This is a genomic window from Thermogutta sp., assembly GCF_039793925.1.
GTDB lineage: Bacteria > Planctomycetota > Planctomycetia > Pirellulales > Thermoguttaceae > Thermogutta.
The window spans coordinates 1-21893 of record NZ_JBAMME010000183.1 but is presented as its reverse complement, the minus strand read 5'-3'; the positions used below and the strand labels follow the sequence as shown (position 1 = coordinate 21893).

Genomic DNA, 21893 nt, shown 5'->3' with positions numbered 1-21893 from the left:
CCTTCGAAGTTCGCTGCCTCACGAGGGGCGCGATTTGGAAAGACACAGCCACCCCGGTACGGTTGGCGGGACGAAGATGAGCGTGAGCGCCGTTAGAAGTGCCACGCACGTGTAAGCAACCACGAAGACCCAACTCGGACATTCATAGTAGAGGAGTGACTCCACCAACCGACCGACAAATGTTCCGGAATATGTTTCCTGTCCGGCGAGGGAGCGAAGATAGTTCTCCAAATGTGTGAGGGGACAGATGACTCCGATCCACGCCTGAAAGGCCACGACTCCGATCATCAATAAATGGATGATCCGCAACCAAAACCACCTCACCCAGCGCCACCTCAAAAACTTGCCGACCGGAATAAGGACGAGCAAAACGATCACCGTGAGCACATAAGCCAGATGCAATGTTACAACAAGGTCGGCAAGATAGCCATAAATCGCCATCGTGAACTGTCTCCGCGCCCTGTTAGCGTCTGCCGATTAGTGAGCTGCTTCGCCGGTACCCTTCTCTGTTGACGGAGAACCCTTTCGGCTGTCCGTAAAGATCCTGGGTCAATGGGGCTTAAAGTACACCGATAATCGCAGTCGGCTATCGAGGCCGCCTGCTATTTAATCCGACACGGGAGCGTGGGCAATTATTCCCATTTCTGGGGTAAACGGCCGAGGGGAAAGCTTTCTAGCTCCGCTTTATCCGAGATGCTGCGGTGGGCGGGTCGTTTGGCCTGGGACTTCAGTGCTGTTTCGGATAAAATGCTGGCAATGAGGCAATTTTGGCTCTCAAGATCGCATTGCTACCAACCTGTGCGGCTTGTAACTTGGGCAAGACACAACAATGACGCAGATTGACGAGACAGTACAATCTCGTCAGTTCGCCTTTCTTTCAGCATAACAGCGACAAACATTAGCACGAAAGTCACCATGCTAAGGTACTGGACTGCGGGTGAATCTCATGGTAAAGGAATCCTGGCCCTCGTGGATGGCTTCCCCGCCGGGATATCGATCGATATAGGCGTTATCAACAGGGAACTCGCCCGGCGGCAAGGAGGATATGGCCGCGGCGGACGGCAGCGTATCGAGAAAGACGAAGCAGAGATACTTAGCGGGACGTGGCGCGGGATCACCCTGGGCAGCCCGATCGCCATTTGGGTTCCAAACCGGGATTACAAAATTGAGAAAATGGAGGACCTGGATAGACCTCGGCCCGGCCACGGCGATCTCAGCGGGAGTATCAAGTACCACTCCTCCATCCGGGGGATTCTCGAGCGGGCAAGTGCCCGGGAAACAGTGGCGCGTGTCGCGGCAGGCGCCCTCGCCCGCCAGCTCCTTACCGCCCTTGAAATCGACGTTTTGGGTTACGTCGTTCAGATTGGACCAGTGCAACTGCCCCCGCGTACGGGGACACTGGCAGAACTTCGGGCTCTCCGGGACGTAAGTGAACTATATTCCCTTTCCCCGGAAAAGGACCCCGAGGCCAAACAACTGATTGATGCCTGTCAGAAACGGGGGGACACGCTCGGGGGAATCGTGGAGGTCCGTGTGGAAAATCTCCCTTTCGGGTTGGGCACCCATGCGCAGTGGGATCGGAAATTGGACGGTCGACTGGCCGCAGCGGTCATGGCCATTCAGGCGATCAAGGGTGTGGAGATCGGACTGGGCTTCGAAGCCGCCCGTCGCTTTGGGTCGGAAGTGCACGACCCCATCCTCTTTGATCCCGCGCGAATCCATGAACGGTGCTTTGGGTTTGTCAGGCCGACCAATAATGCGGGAGGCCTTGAAGCGGGCATGACCAATGGTCAACCGTTGGTCATCCGCGCCGCCATGAAACCGATCAGCACCCTGGCTCGGCCTTTGGAGTCAGTCAACCTGCGTACCAAACAGCCGGAGCAGGCCGCCTACGAGCGGAGCGATGTCTGCGCGATTTCCGCTGCCAGCGTCATCGTGGAAAACGTCGTGGCATTCGAAATCGCCGCCGCCGTGATCGAAAAGTTTGGTGGCGACCATATTGAGGAAATCCATCAGCGCATGCAACTCTTTGAGAAAATGGTCCGCGAGCGGCTGCAACTGGAAAAGCGCGTGGAGGCTCCTGATCAATAAACGTTGCAGTTTCAAAGTGTTAGGGACGCGTCACGGCAAGGAGGCCGATCATGAACACTCTCCTCAAAAAGTTGCCGGCGACGAGCCTTCTTTTCATTTGGGTGATTCCTACCCTCATCATTTGCGGCAGTGCGTGGATGACCAAGACGGTGTCCACCCGCCTGCCGTCAGCCGATCGGCTTGCCCTACTCTTCGGTACAAATCTTCACATTGAAGCAGTGGAACATCCGCGGCCGGGCATCCTGCGGTTGAAGAATGTGCGTCTCGTTTACCCAGGTACACAAGTCCCCGTTTTTCAGGCAACCAGTCTCACGCTGAGTTCCTACTCCGACCAAGAATTCTGGCTTATCGAAAATGGGGTGATAACCTGCGACGGTCTGAGTTTTCTGCGGCAGAAACTGGAAGACCGAATTTTCGTATTGATATCGCACCATCGGCGAGTTTCCCTGTCGTGCGAAGAACTGCTCATCCAGAATGGACGAAGCCAGCAAGCACGACACGGGAACGGAAGTGAAACAATTTTCCAGCTTGCGGGCACCCCGATTTGGACTGGACGGCTCGAGGCCGACCTTGAACCTGCCCTGTCCAGGATTGAGGTCCGATTATTCGAGAGCTGTGGTCGTGTCGGCGTAGCGGGCGCACCAGCCCCCGATCTCACGGACGCGTCCGATTCACAGACCATGACCACTCACAATAAATCAATCCTTGAATGGAGTCTCCAGAGAACGCCAGACGGAATTTCCGAACGTCTCGCGGTCAATGTATCTCTCCCATTGTCACTTGTCGAGACATGGCTTCCCATATCCGTCTCCACCGCCCACTTGCACTGTCGGTTAGCGAAAGATGGTCAGTCGCGCCGTTTTCAGAGCCCAACCGTAGCACTAGCTGTTGGTCAAATGCTACCGTCGCGCGAATCGAGCTTCTTGGGAACCATTGTGAGCACCGGTACCCTGGATAGCCCGGGCAAAACTCAATGGCACGTCAATGTTACAGGGGAGATGACATGGCGGGAGGCATCCCTGGGCATCCTCGGCATGCTGGGGGAGGTCTCTCACGAGACGGGCAGGATGAAAATCATTCGATGGGAAGCAATCAACGACAGGTTCATTTCCGGTGATTACCTCATCCACCTTGAGGCTGGATCGCTGAGAAGCAGCCAGACGATCACAACACGGAGGCTCCTCAAATGGTGGTTCTCAACCCCGTCGATTTTTGATGAAAGTTCCTCCTGGTCGAGTGGCTTCCGCTTCGCCGAGTATGAGATACCTCTCGCGCGTGCCGAGGCGGACCAAAATCAAGGCGCAGGATACGCACGAGCGCTATCCTCGTTCATAATCGATGAAGAGCAACAATTCAGGAAGGATGAGAGCGATAGCGCGTCCGCTGGTGACATCATTCCGTTCGATTGTTTCGATCTTCGAGTAGTTTGGGACGCGGACGGCTTTCAACTTTTCCCGTCCGCGGAGAGCGATAGCCTATGGGTCATTGCCCGCTGGCAAGGTCTTCCAGTTCTCGCCCTCACTAGCGAGGTACTCGGTTCACGAATCCCGTGGAGTTTGGTTTTGCAACAGGTAGTGATGATGCCGGGAAACTCCGGGTCATCTTGGGAACGATGAACAGGCAACAGAAACGACCGACCAGCGAAGAAACTTTTTGCATGGCCGCCAGAGCGGCCGGTGCCCGCGGCTTTCCGCTGTGAGTGCAACAACTTGCTAGCTTCAGGAGACGGCCCCAACCTGGTTTGGCGTCCGTTGCTGTTCACCGGCGGAGGGTATCCTCGTCTGCGGCATCGCTTCTCCCCGGTATGTTTCTCGGCGGTACCTCACCCAGGCCAAACCTACGAAGACTAGGTTTGCGGTGAAGGCCGCCACCACATAGAGACCGCCACCGCTGCCTTCCCCTGCGTAGGCATGGAGTCCTGCCGGCATGAGGAAATTCGTGCCGTACCAGGCCCAAACCACCGAGATCATGCCGAACACGGAGCCAGCAGCCATCCCGAAGGTATTCACCCAGCCAGCGTACCTACCGTGCAGGAGCGCCATGTAAACCAGAATGGAAATCAGCGCCCACACTTCTTTCGGGTCCCAGCCCCAGAATCGACCCCAGGCACGATCTGCCCAAACTCCTCCCAGGATTGTGCCAGCAGTCAGCAGAATGACCGCCACCTGCACACATTTGTAGATGTACTGGGCAAGGGTGTAACAGGGCTCCGGCGCTTCGACAAAAGTGGCCGTCGTGGCCGTTCCACCCTGTGCGCGATGGCGCTCTCCTTTCAGGCGACGTTCTCCTGGCTTGAGGTATTGGTAACGCCCAAACAGATAGTAGCCCAGGGCGATGTTTCCGATTCCCCACGCAAGGAGTCCGGCACCATACCCCGCCGTGACCGTCAAAACGTGGGCAAACAACCAGAGGCGATCCCGCAGCACGGGTTGAAGGGCTTCGATGCCCTTGTCCCAAACCGGTGAAAAGTATGCAATGACGGTAGTCAGAAACGCTAGACCGGCCGCGGCCAGCGCGAACGGTGACCGCTGCACCGCGTGATCAACTTTTCCACGTAAGTCGGGACCTCGAAAAGCCGCGGGAATTGTGGAGACTGCGGCGACGGCGACAGTCGCACAGAAGCGTGGTACCAACCACACGATGCACAGAAGAATGCATATTCCCACCAGCCACCCCAGGACATTCATGAGTACTGAGGCGAGCGACGGGCTGCCGAGGGATCGCGTGATCTCAGGCACGAGGTCGAATACGGCGCGGCTCTTGCCCACGTCGTACGGGACAACCGCCAAATAGTAGAACAGCATCCCACCGAGGATGAGCCGTCCTGCGAAAATCGCCGCTTTAATTGTTTTACCGCTAGCCCCGGAACCCAGTTTTTCATCCGGCGTCACGTGTACCAAAGGTTCAAAGGGCAGGGAGACGAAACTCCACGCGCGGCGCACAGCTTCCCCTAACACCGGTTGGACAACGAACCAGATCCCCAGAATCCCGATAACGAACGAGACAAAAACAATCGACTCGAACATGTTCGTTACGGGTGCCCAACCGGAAATCGCCACCCGCATTCCAAATCCCACAGCCGTGATTATCTGCGCCAGCACCAGCACACCCAGCCCCACAAACAGAGACACGCGGCGCGCCCGGCCAATCCCTATTAGCAGAATTCCAAACGCACACAGATTTGTGATCCACGCCCAGTGGAATGGGTCGAAGGCATTATAGAACACCTCCAGATTCGTGTAGCCGGGAGGAGGATACGCCGTTTGTGCAAGCAAATCGCGATGAGCTTCATCCACGGGGAGATTTCGACGTTCCGACTCGATCGAGCGTCCGAGATCCCCCAAAATCGCGGCAAACTGGGCCAGACTCTGCGAAACGTTATCTGCCTGTGCCGGATCATGAGATCGGTACGCGGCCGCCGCTTTTTCGAACCACTGTCGGGCCTGGTTGACTTTCCCCATATCGTACCCGCGAAGCACGTCGGGCGACCCATAGAGTACTGCCCACAAACTCAACCAAGGCGACACCGGTTCTCCGGTTTGGGTCTCCGTGGAGAGGCATGCCGGAATCATGGCCGGAAGCACATTCGGTACACTTCCCGTATCGTAGATCATCGGCTCCAAGGCTTCCAATTCCTGGGCGACGTCATGCACGCGACTCGCCAGTAAGCGCAATTGACTGCGGAGCGAATCCAGCCGCTGCGCATCGCCATCACTGCGTACATTGACTTGAAACGCCCGATGTCGCAGAGATTCCACCTCCATGGCGATCCGCCGCACTTTTGGTTGGAGGCTTGCCACGCGACGATCAAGCTCACCCACGGAAATTGTGTCAATCGAGTTGCCCAACGCTGCAAACTCTTTCGCGACTTCCTCCACAAACTGTGGAGACTCTTTGCTTTCCCGAGCAGACTCATCAGTTGATTCCGCGCTTCCAGTCTCCGCGCCGAGCCGAAGAGCCCCCATCTCTGCCAGTTGCGTGATCTGCGGCTGCACGCTCTGCCAAAGATCAACAAGACGCTCCAGTCGTCGTGGAACCGGATGCACAACCTTGATTGGCGGCGGGAAACCGACGCGGGAGTCTGGTCGGGGGATGAATGTCAATAGGCGATACGTGGCATAAGCGTCCCACAACCTCGCAACATGCAGATCTAACCCTGTCATTCGAAAACGCCCACCACGATCTTCGACCTCTTTGCGACGACGGCTTAAATCGCGCAAATAGTTTTCAAACGCGATCGACCTCTCTACGTCTTGCGGAGTAACATATTTGAGGCGATGTCCAGACTCGTCCGTTAAAGGTACCTCCAGCAACTCACTTCGTAACGTTTCATGCGTTGCCGCAAGGAAAGGAATATTCTCCCACTTTTCCGGTTCGACTAACCAGCTAAACACCAATTCGGGTGCCGACCAGGTCCTAGGACGACCCTCGGGAAACAGTTTTTGCACCGCTTCGTTGCTGGACGCCCCGGCCGGCGGCGCCAACGTTGGATTGGGTCGACCCGTGATTTTTTCCACAACTCGCCGGGCAAACGTATCCATCGGCTTGATACGCCCGTCTTCGAACAGGGGTAATTTCTGCCACACCGACCAGTCGATTGCTGCCGGTTCATCCCCTTGGGCCGGCTGATTCAGCAGAGCCACCACCAGACCCAGAAGCAAGGCGCCAGCAAAACTAGCCAAGGATGCCTGTTTTTTCATTCGAACAGCCTCCTGGAGGGTCATCCAACCATTCCCGAGTGATTTGGTTCCCTGTATCAATTCTCACGAAGGAGCAGCGCCACCTGATCCGACTGCTCGCTCCGAGTCTCTGATGTTTGCTTGACTGATGGCATCGACTCCACAACTTTCTTTCGGGGCCGGAACATGTACGCCCGCATCAAATACATGACGACAATGCCCCCCACAATCAGCAGGGATCCCATGTATTTGAATCCGCGTCCGGGGTCGTAATTGACACTGAGGGTCGAGACATAAAGTTCATCAGGAGCGTTGCGTCCCCCCACAACGCGCTCATAGATGGGATCTCCCGGTCGAAAAGGCCCGCTGAAACTTTCCTGATAAAGGCGATAACTGCGACCTGAGAGCGGATCGATCACGTTGATCGGATGATTAAGCGTGATGAGAACTTTGGAGTGGACCAGCCGCAAAGTTTCGCCAGTCTCTGGATCAATTTCGACAGGCCCAACAATTTCCCTTCCAGCGGCCCTCAAAACTCGTTCAGGAACATACAGATCAACCAAACTGGCATAGTGCGACGGTTGATTGGTTCCAGGATCCAGTCGCCGTTGAAACTCCAGCAATTTTATCCAGAATCCTACATCCACCGCATCATATTTGGCGGTCAACTCAATTTGCTCGCTCCTGTGGTTCAACCGACACACTTCGTCCGGATTAAGAGGAGTAGCGGCGCCCCGCGGCAAGACTGCCAGCCACATCTCCTGGCTACTGGAGCCCGCCGTAAGCCGAATTTTCACCCTAGGCTCCGTCATGCGAGCACCCTTCCGGAACGGCATCGGGACGACTACTTCCTCATCCGGACGGGAAAAGTCGAAAGGAAGAAAGGTATTGACGACAATTCTTGCGGGATAGCCCCGGCCGGTGTCTACCGAGACAACCCGACTGTTCAGCGGCACCACTCCAGTCCCCAAAAACTGTGGAGCACGCCACGCCCGGTAATACAGTTTTTCACCCGGCCCCTGACAAATCTCGATCCGTGGATGATCCGCGCCATCCGTGGTCTCCGGCCTCAATTGAAGAGCCAGTTTCGGATTGCGAAACACTCTGGAAAAATCAACCCAGTACGCCCCTGCGACGCGGAGTTTTCGGGCAGGTCGATTAAACTCCGGCAAATCCGCAAACAGAATCAAGTCGTCTTCCTGTCCCTGGGAATTTCTCAGTCGAATCTGCACAGACAGAAGTCGAGGATCCCGTGTCAAAGCGACGATGTCCAACCCTGAATCTCCCAATGGGAACCGCTGATTCGAGTTTTCGGTTTCCGGGATCGGTACCACATAGCGAGTCTTATTGTGTACCAAAACGACCTGACCAAGTTCAGAGACATCACCTTCCGGAAAGCCCAGCAGAAAACCCTCCGTCTCGAACTCATCCAGGGCTGCAGAAAAGATCACGCGGGTTCCGTCCGGCAAGGTCGTTCGAGAACCGACCGGCGCACTCTCTCCACCCGGGAAGCGTCCGAGTTGAATGTTCAATTCGAATGGTTGCCAGGGACGAATCCAAGTGTTTGCGGTGGGCACCGAGATGTAACCTCCCAAATACCCCCCTTTCACCCGCCGCGAATCGGCATAATAGTCCAGTACTTCCAAGGTGATGTCCCCATCCCGGTAGACCACCCCATGGTCACGATGTGCTAGATTCCATGGCAGCACCGGCAACTTACCGGGCGGCGCCCAAAAAAGATGTTTCCACGACGAGGAGAAATCCCGCCAGTTGAAAGGCCCCGCCCTAAATGGAATTCGGATGATTTTCCCCACCCGTTCGCCCTGCTCATTCGACGGGGCCAGCCGTTCGATCTCAAAATGAAAGTTGTCTTCAAACGCCAGGTGGTTCATCGTGCCTTCATAGACCGAGAGCTGGGCATCGATACCGTGCCGCGCCGTGAGCAACGAACCGGTGAGAAGAACGAGAATGCCTGCATGGGTGATCACAAACCCTGTTTGGTATCGCTTCCAGGGAAACCGAACCGCCGCCGCACAGAACACGTTGATTCCCAAAAGCGTCCCGAGGAGTGTGAACCACCACGATCGGTAAACCGCAAATCGGGCAGCCGGTGCTCCAAAACTCGTTTCAATGAAGGTCGCCGTGGCCAGGACGACAATCAGACTCACAATGACAATTACCGCTAGACGCAGTGAGGCGAGAAACTCTATCCCTGCGAGGACAAGTTGGATCGCCAATGGCTGATTGGGATGACGCAGGCGGGGACGCGGCATCTTCGGAAAACCCTTATGCCGGGAAAAACACGGCTATCTTTGACATGACATGAAAAACGCTACGGAAACCGTGACGCAGCCGGAGAGCAATTTCTCGGGCTGGATCGCCTTCTCTTGTACGCGGACGATGACACCTTGGCTCGGTCGACAAACCACTCCCGTCTGGCAACCGAACCTCTCACATCCCCCAATCTTCGATACTTTGTCACCACAGGCCCCGAATGGCTGGATACACAGCCTTCTTAGCGATTATAGGGCGGATGGCAAGAAAAGACACGAAGCACGAAGCGGATAGAGCCCGGTTTACAAGGGCGCAAAAAATTAGGCCCTCTCAACAGTTTGAGGGGCCTCACTCAAAGAGTGTGGTTCCCAGACCCACGCGACCTAGGTGGCGCCCCAATCCATCAACCTCATTTGGGGAGAACGCTCAAAATCGAATCCATGATAAAGCTATTCAGGGAGAACGGCCCGTGCCAGCTCCACATGTTGCGGACGAGGTCGAAACACATCATCCCGCACAATGCCAGCAAAACTGTACAAACGATGAGCATTGTGACCCACAACGTGCCCCACGGCGTCTCGGCAGCCGGCATTGCGGCCACCGCAGCCGCGGTGGGGGCCAAACTAGGGGTCACCGGTGTGACGCCCACAGGGGGCACGCCCGCCTGAACCGGCGGCATAGCTGGGGCCACGCCAAAGGGAGCCTCTGTTGGAGCGCCGAGCAATTCTGCCATCCCCGGAGAGGAACCGGTCGAAGGCTCCGTATCCAAGGCGATCACCTGCGATCCGCTTTCGGTTTCTTCCTCTTCTGCCTCGTCGAAAGGCGTAAGCATGAACTCGTGGTCGGTTTTCAACTGTGTCGGAGCCTCGGTGTCCACCGATTCATCTAGCGCCAGCATGTCGTCATCATCAAGCTCCAGCGAATCTTCGGTGGAAACTAGCTCGAGCTCACTTTCCAGCGAAATCCCGCTGTCATTCGTATCCATCAGCGACAGCCCACTGTCACTGGCCAACCTGATGTCGCTGCCACTGCCGCTTCCACCGATGACGACGTCGTCATCCTCCAATTTCTCACCACCCAGATTCACCGCTGAATCTGTTCCCGCCGAAGCCTGACTCGCTTCGGGTTCGATCGGCAAAAGTTCATCTTCGAAGGGTGACACAATACCCTGCCCGGCGGGCGTCTCCGGCCTACTCTCCGCGCCCCGGGCCGCGATATCGCTCCCTGTCACCTTCACGTCGCTGGCTCCCTCCTTGGGGGTGGCCGGTGCTCCGATCACCGTTCCCGAGCCACTGGTGCCCAGATCGGCTGGAGCAAGATCCTCGTCGAGGAGGACGATCTCTTCATCGCTGGACGGCGTATGATGGGCCGGCCGAGTCGCGTCTGCCCGTAGCTTGCGCTTCAACGCCTCGATATCTTCAGCCCGATATTTCCAGTCGTTGCCGTCCCGAAAGCCGCGAATCTCGTTGCGCTCCCGCATGGCATTCAGGTCTGCCGGAGCGAGCCCCAAAAATTCAGCAGCCTCTTTCGTCGTGTAAAATTTCTGGGCCATGACTACTGTCCTCGACGTGATGAGCTTTGACGCGTTCCTCTCCCCCGGTCAGGGTGTTTTCCAGAGCGACTCCAGTTCCCGCGGCGACGGCGCGTCTGTGTTAAATTCCGTCATCAAAAGGTCGTAACGAACATTCCGCACGCTTTTCAGGCTGATTCGGCCACTGGCCAGATCGACATGGTACACAGCCATCGACTGGGTGGAAGGGTCAATGAGAACAATCTGCTGAACGCGGTCCGTTGCCGTGGAATGCGTTATCCATCCACCCGTCGACCCAATCGGCGTGCTGCCCTCGCGGCGAGCCACACCGGACTCGCTCGCTCCCCACAAGAGCGCCGCGCCGCCCAGCACCGCTGCACCCAAGACGACCCCCACCACAACGCGCGTCTTCATGACAAGTCCTTTCCTCGAAAACTACCAGTGGGCCGTCTCTTTTTCATTGTAAAACGGCTTATTCAGCCGTCAACAAAAATCCACCTTTTGGCTATACCCGTCGCCCAACCCCATATCTTGGCCCAGCCACGACCAGTGTAACCGAAAAACACGGGTGAATTCAACCTGGCGGACCAGTCCCGTTTGAGGTCAGGGCGAGTGACCGCCGGACCCCGGTTTGAACTCGCTGAAGTGACCCCCAGAGCCCCCAGCCTGCTTCATACCCGCCAGGAGACGGGTTTGTACCCCGGCATAATGGTATATCCGAGACGTTCATGACAATTTGGCGAGAAGTGCGGGAACTAGCGAATTCTCAAGTGCATCTAAATGGTTCGAAAAAGCTTCTGAGATAGTCCGCGCGCACGGAGGCGAATTTGGCATTTGCTCGGAAATTAGGGAGTTTTAGGCAATCTGGAGGATTTTGGTTGCAATTTTGAGACCGGGCAATTTTAATCGGTATACGGCTACGAATCGGAATCCGCTGAGATTTATTCAGTGCTGCTTTTTTCGGACTTGTTTAAAACAATTGCGCCATTCTTAGCGAAGATCCGGCACCGCGAGAGGGAGAACCGGCAATGAAGATTTGGGATGCGATGCGCTTGTTCTCGTCCCGAGCCCGCAAGGCCAAGAAGTCATCTGCCAAGAAAGAACGGAAACCAAAGGCCCATCGCCCCCGCGATCTGCGCGTCGAACGCGTGGAAGACCGTTTGCTGCTGAGCATTAGCCCTTCCACGCTCGAGCAAGTGTGGCAGGATACGCTCCAACGGGCGATCCAACAGGCAAGCGACCTCAACCGGTACTCCGATTATCAATTCTCCCAAACCACCGACTGGGTCGTCGGGATCGGCGACTCTCTGACCCCTGATCAGGCGGCGAGCCTGTTGGGCGCACAATACGTGGCGGTGCCGACCGGCATTAAAGGGGCGTATGTATTTCATTTCGATGCCTCTGTGCCCTGGCAGACTGCCGTCAGCCGGATGGAAAGCAGTGAGGGGGTCGTGCAGTACTTTTATCCTCTGGTGCCGCAGGAGAGGCAGCCCCGCTTTATCCCGAACGATCCATTTTTCACTGATCAATGGCACTTGTTGAACACCGGGCAGAGCGGTGGGACTCCAGGAGCTGATATCAACGTGGTGCCGGCGTGGGATTTCGTCCAGGGTGACAACGTTGTCATCGCGATTGTTGACGACGGATTGCAATACACGCACCCCGATTTGGCTCCTAATTACCGTCCTGACCTCAGCTACGACTTCAATCAAGGGGATACAGACCCAGCGCCGGGTGCTGGCGACTTCCACGGAACGGCGGTGGCCGGCGTGAGTGCCGCGGCAGGCAACAATAGGACCGGCGTCGCCGGGGTGGCTTTCGATGCTCAACTTGCAGGGTTGCGTCTGATCGCCGGGCCCACAAGCGACCTCCTGGAGTCCCAAGCTCTGACCCACCGTTTGGACGCGATTCAGGTCTTCAACAACAGTTGGGGTCCCCCTGATGCAGGCGTCGGCGTCCCCTTTGCCATGTTTGCTGGCCCTGGCCCGTTGACCCTGGCGGCCCTACAGCAAGGGGCAACCACCGGTCGAAATGGCCTCGGTACTGTTTACGTTTGGTCAGCGGGAAACGGCGGCGCAGGCGGGGACAACTCCAACTATGACGGCTATGCCAACTCACGTTTCACGATCGCTGTCGGCAGCCTGGACGCAAGTGGTCGTCAGGCTTGGTATTCCGAACCAGGGGCCAATTTGTTCGTCTCCGCGTACGCGGACGGAATCACCACCACAGACATCACGGGTGACAATGGCTACAACGTCACAGGTAATGCAGATGGTGACCCACTCGTCAACACAGACTATACGTCTGTATTCGCCGGAACATCGGCAGCAGCCCCGGTCGTGTCCGGCGTTATCGCCTTGATGCTTCAGGCGAACCCAAATCTGACTTATCGAGACATCCAGTACATTCTGGCGCAAACCGCTCGTCAAAATGATCCCACTGATCCCGACTGGACGGTCAATGCTGCCGGCTACCACATCAACCACAAGTACGGGTTCGGAGCCATCAACGCGGCAGCAGCGGTTCAAGCAGCCAGAAACTGGAAACCTGTTGGTCCCGAAGTCGCCCTCGATTCCGGGGTCTTTCAGGTCAATCAAAATATCCCCGACAATAATCCCGCCGGTATTTCCAGCGTCATCAGCATGGCGCCGGATATTAACAAAGTGGAGTGGGTGGAGGTCACTGTCGATATTTCCCACCTCAGCCCAGGGGATTTGGAAATCGTCCTCGTATCTCCTTCCGGGACGCAGTCTGTGCTCGCCACCCCTCACGTTCACAACCCGTTTGACACGGGCATCCGATGGACGTTTACAACCAATCGTAACTGGGGCGAAACATCAGGCGGTGACTGGACCCTCATCGTCCGAGACCGCGCTGGCGGCATCGTCGGCCGACTTAACTCGTGGCGATTAACTATTTACGGTCAGCAAGTTCCTGGCACTCCGCCGGATCTCGTGGCCGTCATCCCCAATGAAGGAAGCCTGATCGAAGAAGGTACGGAGCTGAACGTTGCTCCCCGAGAACTTATTCTCCGATTCAATGAGGGTCAGCAGATCGATCCTCGAACGCTGGGCGCCATTCAATTTGTCCGCGCCGGTGGGGATGATTCGTTCAATGAAGGCAACGAGGTCGTCGTTCCCATCGGTTATATCGGCATTGGTGACAAGCCTAACGAAGTCATTGTCCGCTTTGCCGAGAATCTTCCCGATGATAAGTATCATCTCATCATTAAGGGAACCGGCCCAAATCCCCTCATGAACCTGGATTCGCCACCGCTGCCTTTCCGCTACGATCCTGATCTCAAGGTGGGGCAGGATCTCACATTGGAGTTCGACATAAACCTCGGGCCTCAGGTCCTTGCGGTCGTGCCGCAACCGGTCTATCGCGGTGACTGGCAAATCACTGCCCCGGCGGGCAATCAGATCAGCGACGGACAGACATTCCGCGTGGGCGACGGCACGGTCACAGCCACCTTTGAATTTGACACAGGCAACGGGGTGCGCAGCGGCAACGTTCCGATTGTCTACTCAAGCTCGGATACCGCTGATATTGTCGCGCAGAAAATTGCTAACGCTGTTTTGAGCCAGGGACTCAACCTGACTGTTCAACTTGCCGGTACGGTGGTCACATTGCAGGGCAGCCAGGTCTATGTGGACCGTCAAAACAGCCGCTTGGTAATAAAAAGCCTGTATCAGGAACGCAATATTATTGAAGTGTATTTCAACGACGATGACCTTGACCGGAACGCAGCACAGGATCCCCGGTTCTACCAACTCATCTTCACCAGGGAAACAGCCTCCCCAGATGACGATCTTGTCATTAATCCGGTCTCTGTCAGCTACGATGCGAATAAGAACCTCGTTCGACTGGACTTCGGTCAGGATCTGGCGAACTTCGGCACAGGATCTGCGCGGCTACGAATTGGCAGCGAATATCGGCCGATTCAAACCTGGAATATGTCAGAGGGAGCAGACGCTCCGTCTACCTTCTATAATGCCGTCACTATTGGAGGGGGATTCGGCAGTGGGACTGTCGGGCAAAGCGTCATTATCAGCGGCACGATCGTCACGCCTGGTTCGGTTTCCTACAACCTCGAATGGCCTGGTGCCATTGATGAGCCTGGCCATCGAGATCTGCCGGACTACGACAGCATTCTGATTGAAGACCATTATTCGACGGGAGAGTCCAGCCCGGACGGCTCCACACAGATCCCGAGCATTCCGTATTACTTCCCGAGGGCCAGTTGGAACCTCATCACCGAAGCACAAAAGCAACGCGCGCGAGAAATCTTCGAGATTTACGGCCACTATTTGGGAATCCAGTTTTATGAATCAGAACAGGGCGGGCTGGCAATCGTAACGGGCGACCTCGCGCTGATGGGCCTCCAATCCGCACCGGGTGGCGTGGCCGGTGTCGCCGGAATGGGAATGGCGGTTATGGATTACGCCGAAAACTGGGGCGCCAGCGAATTCGGCGGGGCCTGGTTCCAGGTGGCAATGCACGAAATCGGCCACCTATTGGGTTACGGCCACAGCTACGATCTTCCTCCATTCGTAATCATGGGAAGTTCGGAAGACGCCCAGGCCGTTGTCGGTTCTTTCGAGCCCGTCTTCCCTGGCGTGGCTGACATCATCCACGGCCGTCACATGTTCCGGCCGGACAACATGGACATCGACATGTACCGCTTCGATCTCAACGAGCGGGGCCTGCTGGATGTTGAGGTCCTGGCGGAGCGGATGACGAACTCCAGTCTTTTGAATGCGGCCGTCACATTGTATCGCGAGGTTCAGGTCGCGCAAAAGTACGTTGTGATGGAAAACGGCGTGCCCGTCGAAAAGGAATTCCTCCAAACAACCTATGAGGTCGTGGCCCGCAACGACGACTTCTACAGCGACGACTCGGCACTCAGGGTTTATCTCACCCCGGGACGTTACTACATCGGCGTGAGCGCCAGCGGGAACACGCAGTATGACCCAACACTGGACAACTCCGGGATCGGTGGCGTTACCCAGGGCCAGTATAAGCTCCGGGTCACATACAAGCCGGGTGGGGTGGATCCCGATAATCCAGAAACGTTCCGCGATCCGAACATAGCGCGTCCAGCACGCCTGATCGATTCCACTGGAGTCTACTTCGACGGAGACTTGGACGGCGTTCCCGGCGGTGACTATAACTTCTGGTTTAACGTCCAGCCAGCTAGCAAGACCATCTTTGTTGACAAACTCTCGGGATCGTCGGCACCCACCGGTTCAATCGATAGTCCTTTCAGCACTATCGCCGGAGCCCTCGCGGCGGCACAGCCAGGGACGATCGTGCGCATTGTGGGTAACAACTTTGCCAACGACGATCCCAATAACCCGGCAACGCTTCGCGACAACATCCCTTACGAAATCGGTCGCCGCTTGGTGGACAATGCCCCGCTTGCCGACGGTGTTCGCATGGACCTACCCATGGGTGTCACCGTGATGATCGACGCGGGGGCAGTCATCAAACTGTTCCGTTCGAACATCATGGTGGGCAGCATTGCCGAAGGCATTGACCGAAGCGGCGGTGCCCTCCAGGTTTTAGGAACGCCCTTCCACTCGGTCTACTTCACTTCCTACTATGACGAGTCTCTCGGCCGGGATGCCGAGCCCAACAACAATACAACCCCCATGCCCGGCGATTGGGGTGGCATCGTCTTCAAGAACGATTTGGACTATCAATTCATCAAGGCCTACGATCCAGCCTCTGGACTCCCGCCGCGTCAGGTTCTCGAAGACCAGGGAATATTCCTCAACTACATCAGCAATGCGGATATCCGTTACGGTGGCGGTGAGGTCGTCGTCAACGGAATTCGCTCGGTCTACGACCCGGTTCACATGGTGGAATCCCGGCCGACGATCGTGTTCAGCCGGATCACCCACAGTGCCGATGCGGCCATGTCGGCCGATCCGAACAGCTTCGCCGACACGAAGTATCAAAGTTGGGACCCGAACGCGCCCTACACAGTCAATTACGAGCGCGTTGGCCCAGTCATTCACGGAAACTATGTCGTTAATAACACCATCAATGGGCTTTATGTTCGGGTAAAAACCCCAGCAGGTAGCGCGACAAAGAAACTGACCACCTTCGCCCGTTGGGACGATTGGGACATTGTGCACTATGTTCCGGAAAACCTGGCGATCGCGGGCACGCCGGGTGGACCGATCCAAAACGCTTCCACCGCTCCCGCAGTCACCCTGCTTAACGACTTCCAGATTCAGCTCCCGGCAGGGAGTGTGTCGCTCGACGGGCAATATTTCTCGATCTTCGATGGTCGGACGCGGGTTGTTTTTGAATTCGACAACGGTGACGGCGTGCTGCCAGGCCGAATTGCCGTGCCGTACACGCTCAGCAGCACGGCGGTTGACATTGCCACCGCACTGGCCAACGCCATCAACTCGGCAAGGACGTCTCGAGGCTTGGACGTCACCGCAACGAGCGCTGGCGCAACCGTGACGCTGCGCCAGTTGGGTGCGCAACTGAAAGTGGAAGGCCTCGGCAATCGAGAGGCCCGGATCGATGCCCGTTTGATGGTTGACCCCGGCGTGATCGTTAAATTGCAGGGCAGCCGCATTGAGACTGAAGTAGGCGCTCAGCTCATTGCCGAAGGTCGTCCGGGCTTCGCCGAAACAGTTCCCGGCTACAAAGTGGTCTTCACATCCGTTCTGGACAATCGCTACGGCGCCGGTGGGACGTTCAACACAGCCCAGAACACGAGTGGTCAGCAGCCTCGAGCCGGCGACTGGGCGGGGATCGGCTTCGCACCGATGTCGGAGGGAAGTATCGATCAGGCCGTCATCGCCTACGCGGGTGGACAATCTGCGATTGAAGGCGGATTCGCAGGATTCGATCCGATCGAGGTTCGTCAGGCACACGTCCGCATTGCTAACACCCGCTTTGAGAACAATGGGGCCAATTCGGCCGGTGACCGCAACGGCCGCGGATTCATCACACCTGCGACCATTTACGTCCGCGGTGCGCAACCGGTGGTTGTCAATAACCGGTTTATCAACAACCAGGGCCACGTCGTCAGCGTCGATGTGAACTCGCTCAATGCCTGGGAAGTGCCCGACTGGGGTCGCAGCACAGGATTCATCGACGTCTTCGAAGAATATTCAGACAACTTCGGGCCTCTGGTCCGCGGCAACCGCATGATCGGCAACCAGATCAACGGCATGGAAGTCCGCGCCGGAACACTGAATGGCCAGGGAGTCTGGGATGACGCAGACATTGTGCATATTCTCTACAACGAAATCGTCATCCCCAACTATCATCATGAGGGCGGATTGCGCCTGCAAAGCAGCCGGGATAAGAGCCTCGTGGTGAAGCTGTGGGGCCAGAATGCGGGTATTACCGCGGCTGGTGGTCCTACCGAGATCGATGACCGAATCGGCGGTATCCTTCAGATCATCGGCATGCCCGGCTATCCCGTGATTTTCACCTCCCTCGCCGACGATACGGTGGGCGCCGGGTTAGACATTTTCGGCGACCCGCAGTACGACACGAACGGTAACGGCGCAAGCACAGGCCGACCCGGTGATTGGCGGAGCATCAGGTTCACCGAGTACGCCCACGACCGTAATGTGGCGACGGTTGTGGAAGCCGAAACCGGCCAGGAGAACGTGGACTGGAATCCGTATCCACAGCAGGCCCAATATCTGGGACAGCTTGCGCCCAATGAAAAGGCGGGCGATGACAACCTGCGGCTGGGCTTCGACGTTTATGGAACCGTACGGTTCAGCTCGCCAAACGACTCAGACGTGTACAGTTTCGACGCTACAGCCGGTACGGAAGTGTGGATCGACATCGATCGCACCACTTTTGCCCTCGACACCATCGTCGAGCTGATCGATGCCGACGGCAACGTGTTGGCGCGGAGCGACAACTCGCTTACGGAGTCTCCGGAAGGCTCTCAGACAACCCTGGCCCAATCCATGAGCCGGGACGCGTGGATCCGCTCCACCTCCAGCAATCCGTCGGAGCTCGGCGATTACTACAGCATCAATCCGCGAGATAGCGGCATGCGCGTGGTATTACCTGGCCCGGCTGGAGAAGTCCACACGTACTACGTCCGGGTTCGCAGCCCGCTGGCGGTGACGAACATCCCCTCCGGCTCTCAGATCGCCGACGGAACGCAGTTCCTGGTTTCCGACAACTTCCAGACGATCGTGTTTGAGTTCGATAAAGATGGGACGCTGACCGACCCCAACGCCGTGCCCGTGCGCATTGACAATTCGTTAACACCCGGACAGGTGGCGAATGCCATTGTGAACGCGATCAATGCGCAGCAGTCGGCGAAAGGCTTTGAAGTTACCGCCCGGTACGTTGGTGGCAAAATCTTCCTGGATGGCGTCCATGCGCGGTTCAATGCACTCAACACGCCGGTGCGGGTCATCAATAACACGGCCGGCCATTATCAACTCCAAATCCGTCTGAAAGAAATGCAGGAAGTGGCTGGCGGCATGGTGAAATACGCCGACGTGCGGTACGCCACCAACGGTATCGAAATCTTTGGCCAGCCGGCCCATCATCCATTGCTCGGTGAAACGAGCGAAACGACGGCAAATAACGATACTATCGCCAATGCTCAGTATCTGGGCAATCTGCTCAGCAATGACCGCAACACGATCGCTGTGACAGGGTACCTCAGCGGACGCACTGACATTGACTGGTACCGCTTCGATGTGGACCTTCAGGGCATCCAGTCCATTGGTGGCCTGAACGACCTCGGTGCAATTTGGTCCACCGTTTTCGACATCGACTATGCCGATGTCATGGCCCGACCGGATCTTGCCATTTGGGTGTTCGATAGCCAAGGCCGGCTGATCCTCCGCAGCAACGACTCAAATATTGCGGATGATATGGCCATGGTCATCGGGAACGCCATTGAGGATTTGAACCGTGGATCGGTTGGCAATCGCGATCCCTACATTGGTCCTGTGTATCTGCCGGAAAGCAACGGCGCCACTTATTACATCGCTGTGACCTCCGCGCTGGCCACTCCCCAGGTGTTGTCGTCTGTCATCGGTGGCACGTGGAGCGCCGATTCCACGGCCTATCCGCTGGTGCGACTCGAACCTATCAACTCCATCACGCGGATTGTGGAGGAGCACATCGAGGGTGGTGGGCGTTCAGGTGTCACCACGGTCCAGCAGCGGCTCAGCCTGGTCCCCGACGAGTTCCAGTTGGGTGACGTCGTCTTCTACACGCTCACGGGTACCGATCTGTTCACGGTGGATCCCTTTACAGGGGCCGTGGAAACCGACGTGACCGACTGGTCTGATCCCTATTTGCCCGGAAGCCCCAGTATTGTGTACCACGACATTGCCATGCGAAATGACGGGCGGCTGATGACGGTGACACAGGGGCCGGGGGTAGATTTCAATCCGCGCTACCGGGAGTTTGATACCGGGAATGCTAATAACCTCCTTCTAGATACAGACACAGGTATCAACATTATCCGCCGTGACCCAGGTAATCTAAACGCCCTACAAAACGATCCCAATAATAGCCTTTATGTGGAAGCAATCGTCCACCACTACACAAACACCGGCAATTTAGGTCGCCAGGTGATGATCGTAGGTAACGTGCCGAACCCGGATCTGGGAGCCGGCCTGAGTGGAATCACTTCTGGGCACAACCTGGTGTGGATCCTTAACCCCGATGGAACGGCCATCAACCATCCCTTGATCAACAACGGACAGCGGGCATCAGGAGATCGGTTGTTCAGCAATATCGTTCCGGTCGGTCAGCTTTTCACGGCCCCGACGATTCTTGCCAATCCGGCCTCCCAGACCCAGCCTGTCTATCAGTTTCAATTACGGGACTTCCGCGATGGTGATTGGTTCACCATCACCGATGCGACCGGGAAGGGGCATGAGTTTGAATTCGATCTCGGCATTGATGTTCGCATGAATCCCCAGGTCGCCGCGGCCTTCCGTGATGGCGATTACTTCAGTCTGACGTACTCCGATCCGACGCAGGGGATTACGACGACAATATTCTTCGAGTTCGATAGCGGCCCCGTGATTGTTCTTCCCGCAACCGCTACGGCCGCCCTGGACGGCGTGGTGGTTACTATCCATGGCTTCGCTCGTGGCGGTGGCCAGGCGTCGGTTTCCTTCGAATTTGACAACAACAATACCCTGACTAATCCGGCAAACGTACGTGTTGGCTTCAATGTGGGCGATCAGGGGAGTGTGCTGGCGACCAATCTGGTCAACGCTATCAATGCACAGACTGCCTTCACGGTGGTGGCCAGCTTCGTGGGCAATCGTGTGTCGCTTGAGAAAGATTCGCAGGTGACGCTTAGTAATCAAGACCAAGACTTGGTGCGAATAGAGGGCGACTACAACGTCCGTCCTGGTCGCCAGCCCATCGACTTTGAGGAAACTTGGACGAGCCGGCAACTTGGGCTAAACATTGAATCGGTTGTGAATACGTTCCAAATTGATGCGAGCTACGCCTATCGGGCCACGGACGACGCAAATCCGGAAAGCCCTGGCGACAGAATTTCATTCCTGAACGCGTCGGCGTTCGATTTCACCCATTCACCTGGGCTCGTCTACATTGATGGTCGGCACGGCCCAAACGACGAAACTAGACCCCGAACTCCCATCCCCTTTGGAGCGGGGTACACGGCCCAGGAAATGGCGCAAAAAATCGCTGATGCCATCAATTCGGCGATGGGTTCTGGTACGGCCGTGGCTGTGGGGGCCACTGTTGAGCTGAGAGGTAACGTGAATCCGACAAATCCTGTCGAGTTGAATCAAGCTCGGCAGCTCCAGTTTGCCGGGGAGGGCGTGGGCGGAGACATCACGGGACTCGCCTGGCTGAACGTCCCGGGTACTGGATGGCGGCTTTTCGCTGTGTCGAACACGGGTGGTCTGTACTATGTTGATAACGTCACGGCCTACGCCAACGGCGGTTCGTGGGGCTTCACTCCCGTTGATCCGCAACAAGGTGTGCGCTACTTCACACGGAATCCCAACGGCGGTCCGCAGCTCCATTACATCACCCAGGTCGTCAATCCCCTCAACGGTGCACCGATCCGATTCAGCGGCCTGGCCGCCGGACCGCAAAATGTGGAAGACGGCAAGTATGCGACCACACTCTTTGCGTCGGATATCTCCGGCAATATCTACGCCATGGATGTAACTGGAACCCTCCTCGGGGTGTTCCTCAACGGCCAAACATCGATCAATCCAGCTCCGTTTGTGGGTTATGTTTACGGCATTGACTTCTCGCCCATCGATTACAATTTGTGGCACTGGACGCAACGCCGCGGCAGTGAT

At 56.7% G+C, this 21893-nt stretch carries 8 protein-coding genes; 3 read left to right on the top strand and 5 right to left on the bottom strand.

From position 1 onward, the window contains the following. Positions 1-18: 18 nt before the first annotated feature. Positions 19-441, bottom strand: coding sequence for a DUF2784 domain-containing protein (locus ABJK56_RS06805; protein WP_347243912.1), 423 nt, complete (start codon positions 439-441; stop codon positions 19-21). A gap of 474 nt (positions 442-915) precedes the next feature. On the opposite strand from ABJK56_RS06805, the gene aroC reads away from it, so the two are divergent. Together aroC and ABJK56_RS06795 are read left to right on the top strand one after the other, a co-directional pair. Continuing rightward, the gene (gene aroC, locus ABJK56_RS06800; protein ID WP_347243911.1) at positions 916-2091 is read left to right on the top strand and encodes a chorismate synthase; all 1176 of its coding nucleotides are present in this window, start codon (positions 916-918) and stop codon (positions 2089-2091) included. A 50-nt stretch (positions 2092-2141) separates the two neighbouring features. Beyond that, the gene (locus ABJK56_RS06795; RefSeq protein ID WP_347243910.1) at positions 2142-3707 is read left to right on the top strand and encodes a hypothetical protein; all 1566 of its coding nucleotides are present in this window, start codon (positions 2142-2144) and stop codon (positions 3705-3707) included. Positions 3708-3809: 102 nt separating this feature from the next. On the opposite strand, the gene ccsA is transcribed toward ABJK56_RS06795, so the two are convergent. The 4 genes from ccsA to ABJK56_RS06775 form a co-directional block, all read right to left on the bottom strand. Next, positions 3810-6791: a cytochrome c biogenesis protein CcsA gene (ccsA, locus tag ABJK56_RS06790; protein WP_347243909.1), complete on the bottom strand. Its 2982-nt coding sequence runs from the start codon at positions 6789-6791 to the stop codon at positions 3810-3812. Positions 6792-6847: 56 nt separating this feature from the next. Beyond that, complete coding sequence (locus ABJK56_RS06785; protein WP_347243908.1) at positions 6848-9043, bottom strand: hypothetical protein; 2196 nt, start codon at positions 9041-9043, stop codon at positions 6848-6850. 410 nt (positions 9044-9453) lie between these two features. Continuing rightward, the gene (locus tag ABJK56_RS06780; RefSeq protein ID WP_347243907.1) at positions 9454-10596 is read right to left on the bottom strand and encodes a helix-turn-helix domain-containing protein; all 1143 of its coding nucleotides are present in this window, start codon (positions 10594-10596) and stop codon (positions 9454-9456) included. Positions 10597-10644: 48 nt separating this feature from the next. Then, the gene (locus ABJK56_RS06775) at positions 10645-10989 is read right to left on the bottom strand and encodes a hypothetical protein (RefSeq protein WP_347243906.1); all 345 of its coding nucleotides are present in this window, start codon (positions 10987-10989) and stop codon (positions 10645-10647) included. Positions 10990-11603: 614 nt separating this feature from the next. Between ABJK56_RS06775 and ABJK56_RS06770 the strand changes: the two genes are divergently transcribed. Beyond that, positions 11604-21893, top strand: a 10290-nt coding sequence (locus ABJK56_RS06770; protein ID WP_347243905.1) for a S8 family serine peptidase, incomplete at its 3' end; no start/stop codon positions are given.

Bases quoted from the DNA above. Each gene is read 5' to 3' on its own strand.
- ABJK56_RS06805 (WP_347243912.1), bottom strand. From the start codon at position 441: ATGGCGATTTATGGCTATCTTGCCGACCTTGTTGTAACATTGCATCTG.
- aroC (WP_347243911.1), top strand. From the start codon at position 916: ATGCTAAGGTACTGGACTGCGGGTGAATCTCATGGTAAAGGAATCCTG.
- ABJK56_RS06795 (WP_347243910.1), top strand. From the start codon at position 2,142: ATGAACACTCTCCTCAAAAAGTTGCCGGCGACGAGCCTTCTTTTCATT.
- ccsA (WP_347243909.1), bottom strand. From the start codon at position 6,791: ATGAAAAAACAGGCATCCTTGGCTAGTTTTGCTGGCGCCTTGCTTCTG.
- ABJK56_RS06785 (WP_347243908.1), bottom strand. From the start codon at position 9,043: ATGCCGCGTCCCCGCCTGCGTCATCCCAATCAGCCATTGGCGATCCAA.
- ABJK56_RS06780 (WP_347243907.1), bottom strand. From the start codon at position 10,596: ATGGCCCAGAAATTTTACACGACGAAAGAGGCTGCTGAATTTTTGGGG.
- ABJK56_RS06775 (WP_347243906.1), bottom strand. From the start codon at position 10,989: ATGAAGACGCGCGTTGTGGTGGGGGTCGTCTTGGGTGCAGCGGTGCTG.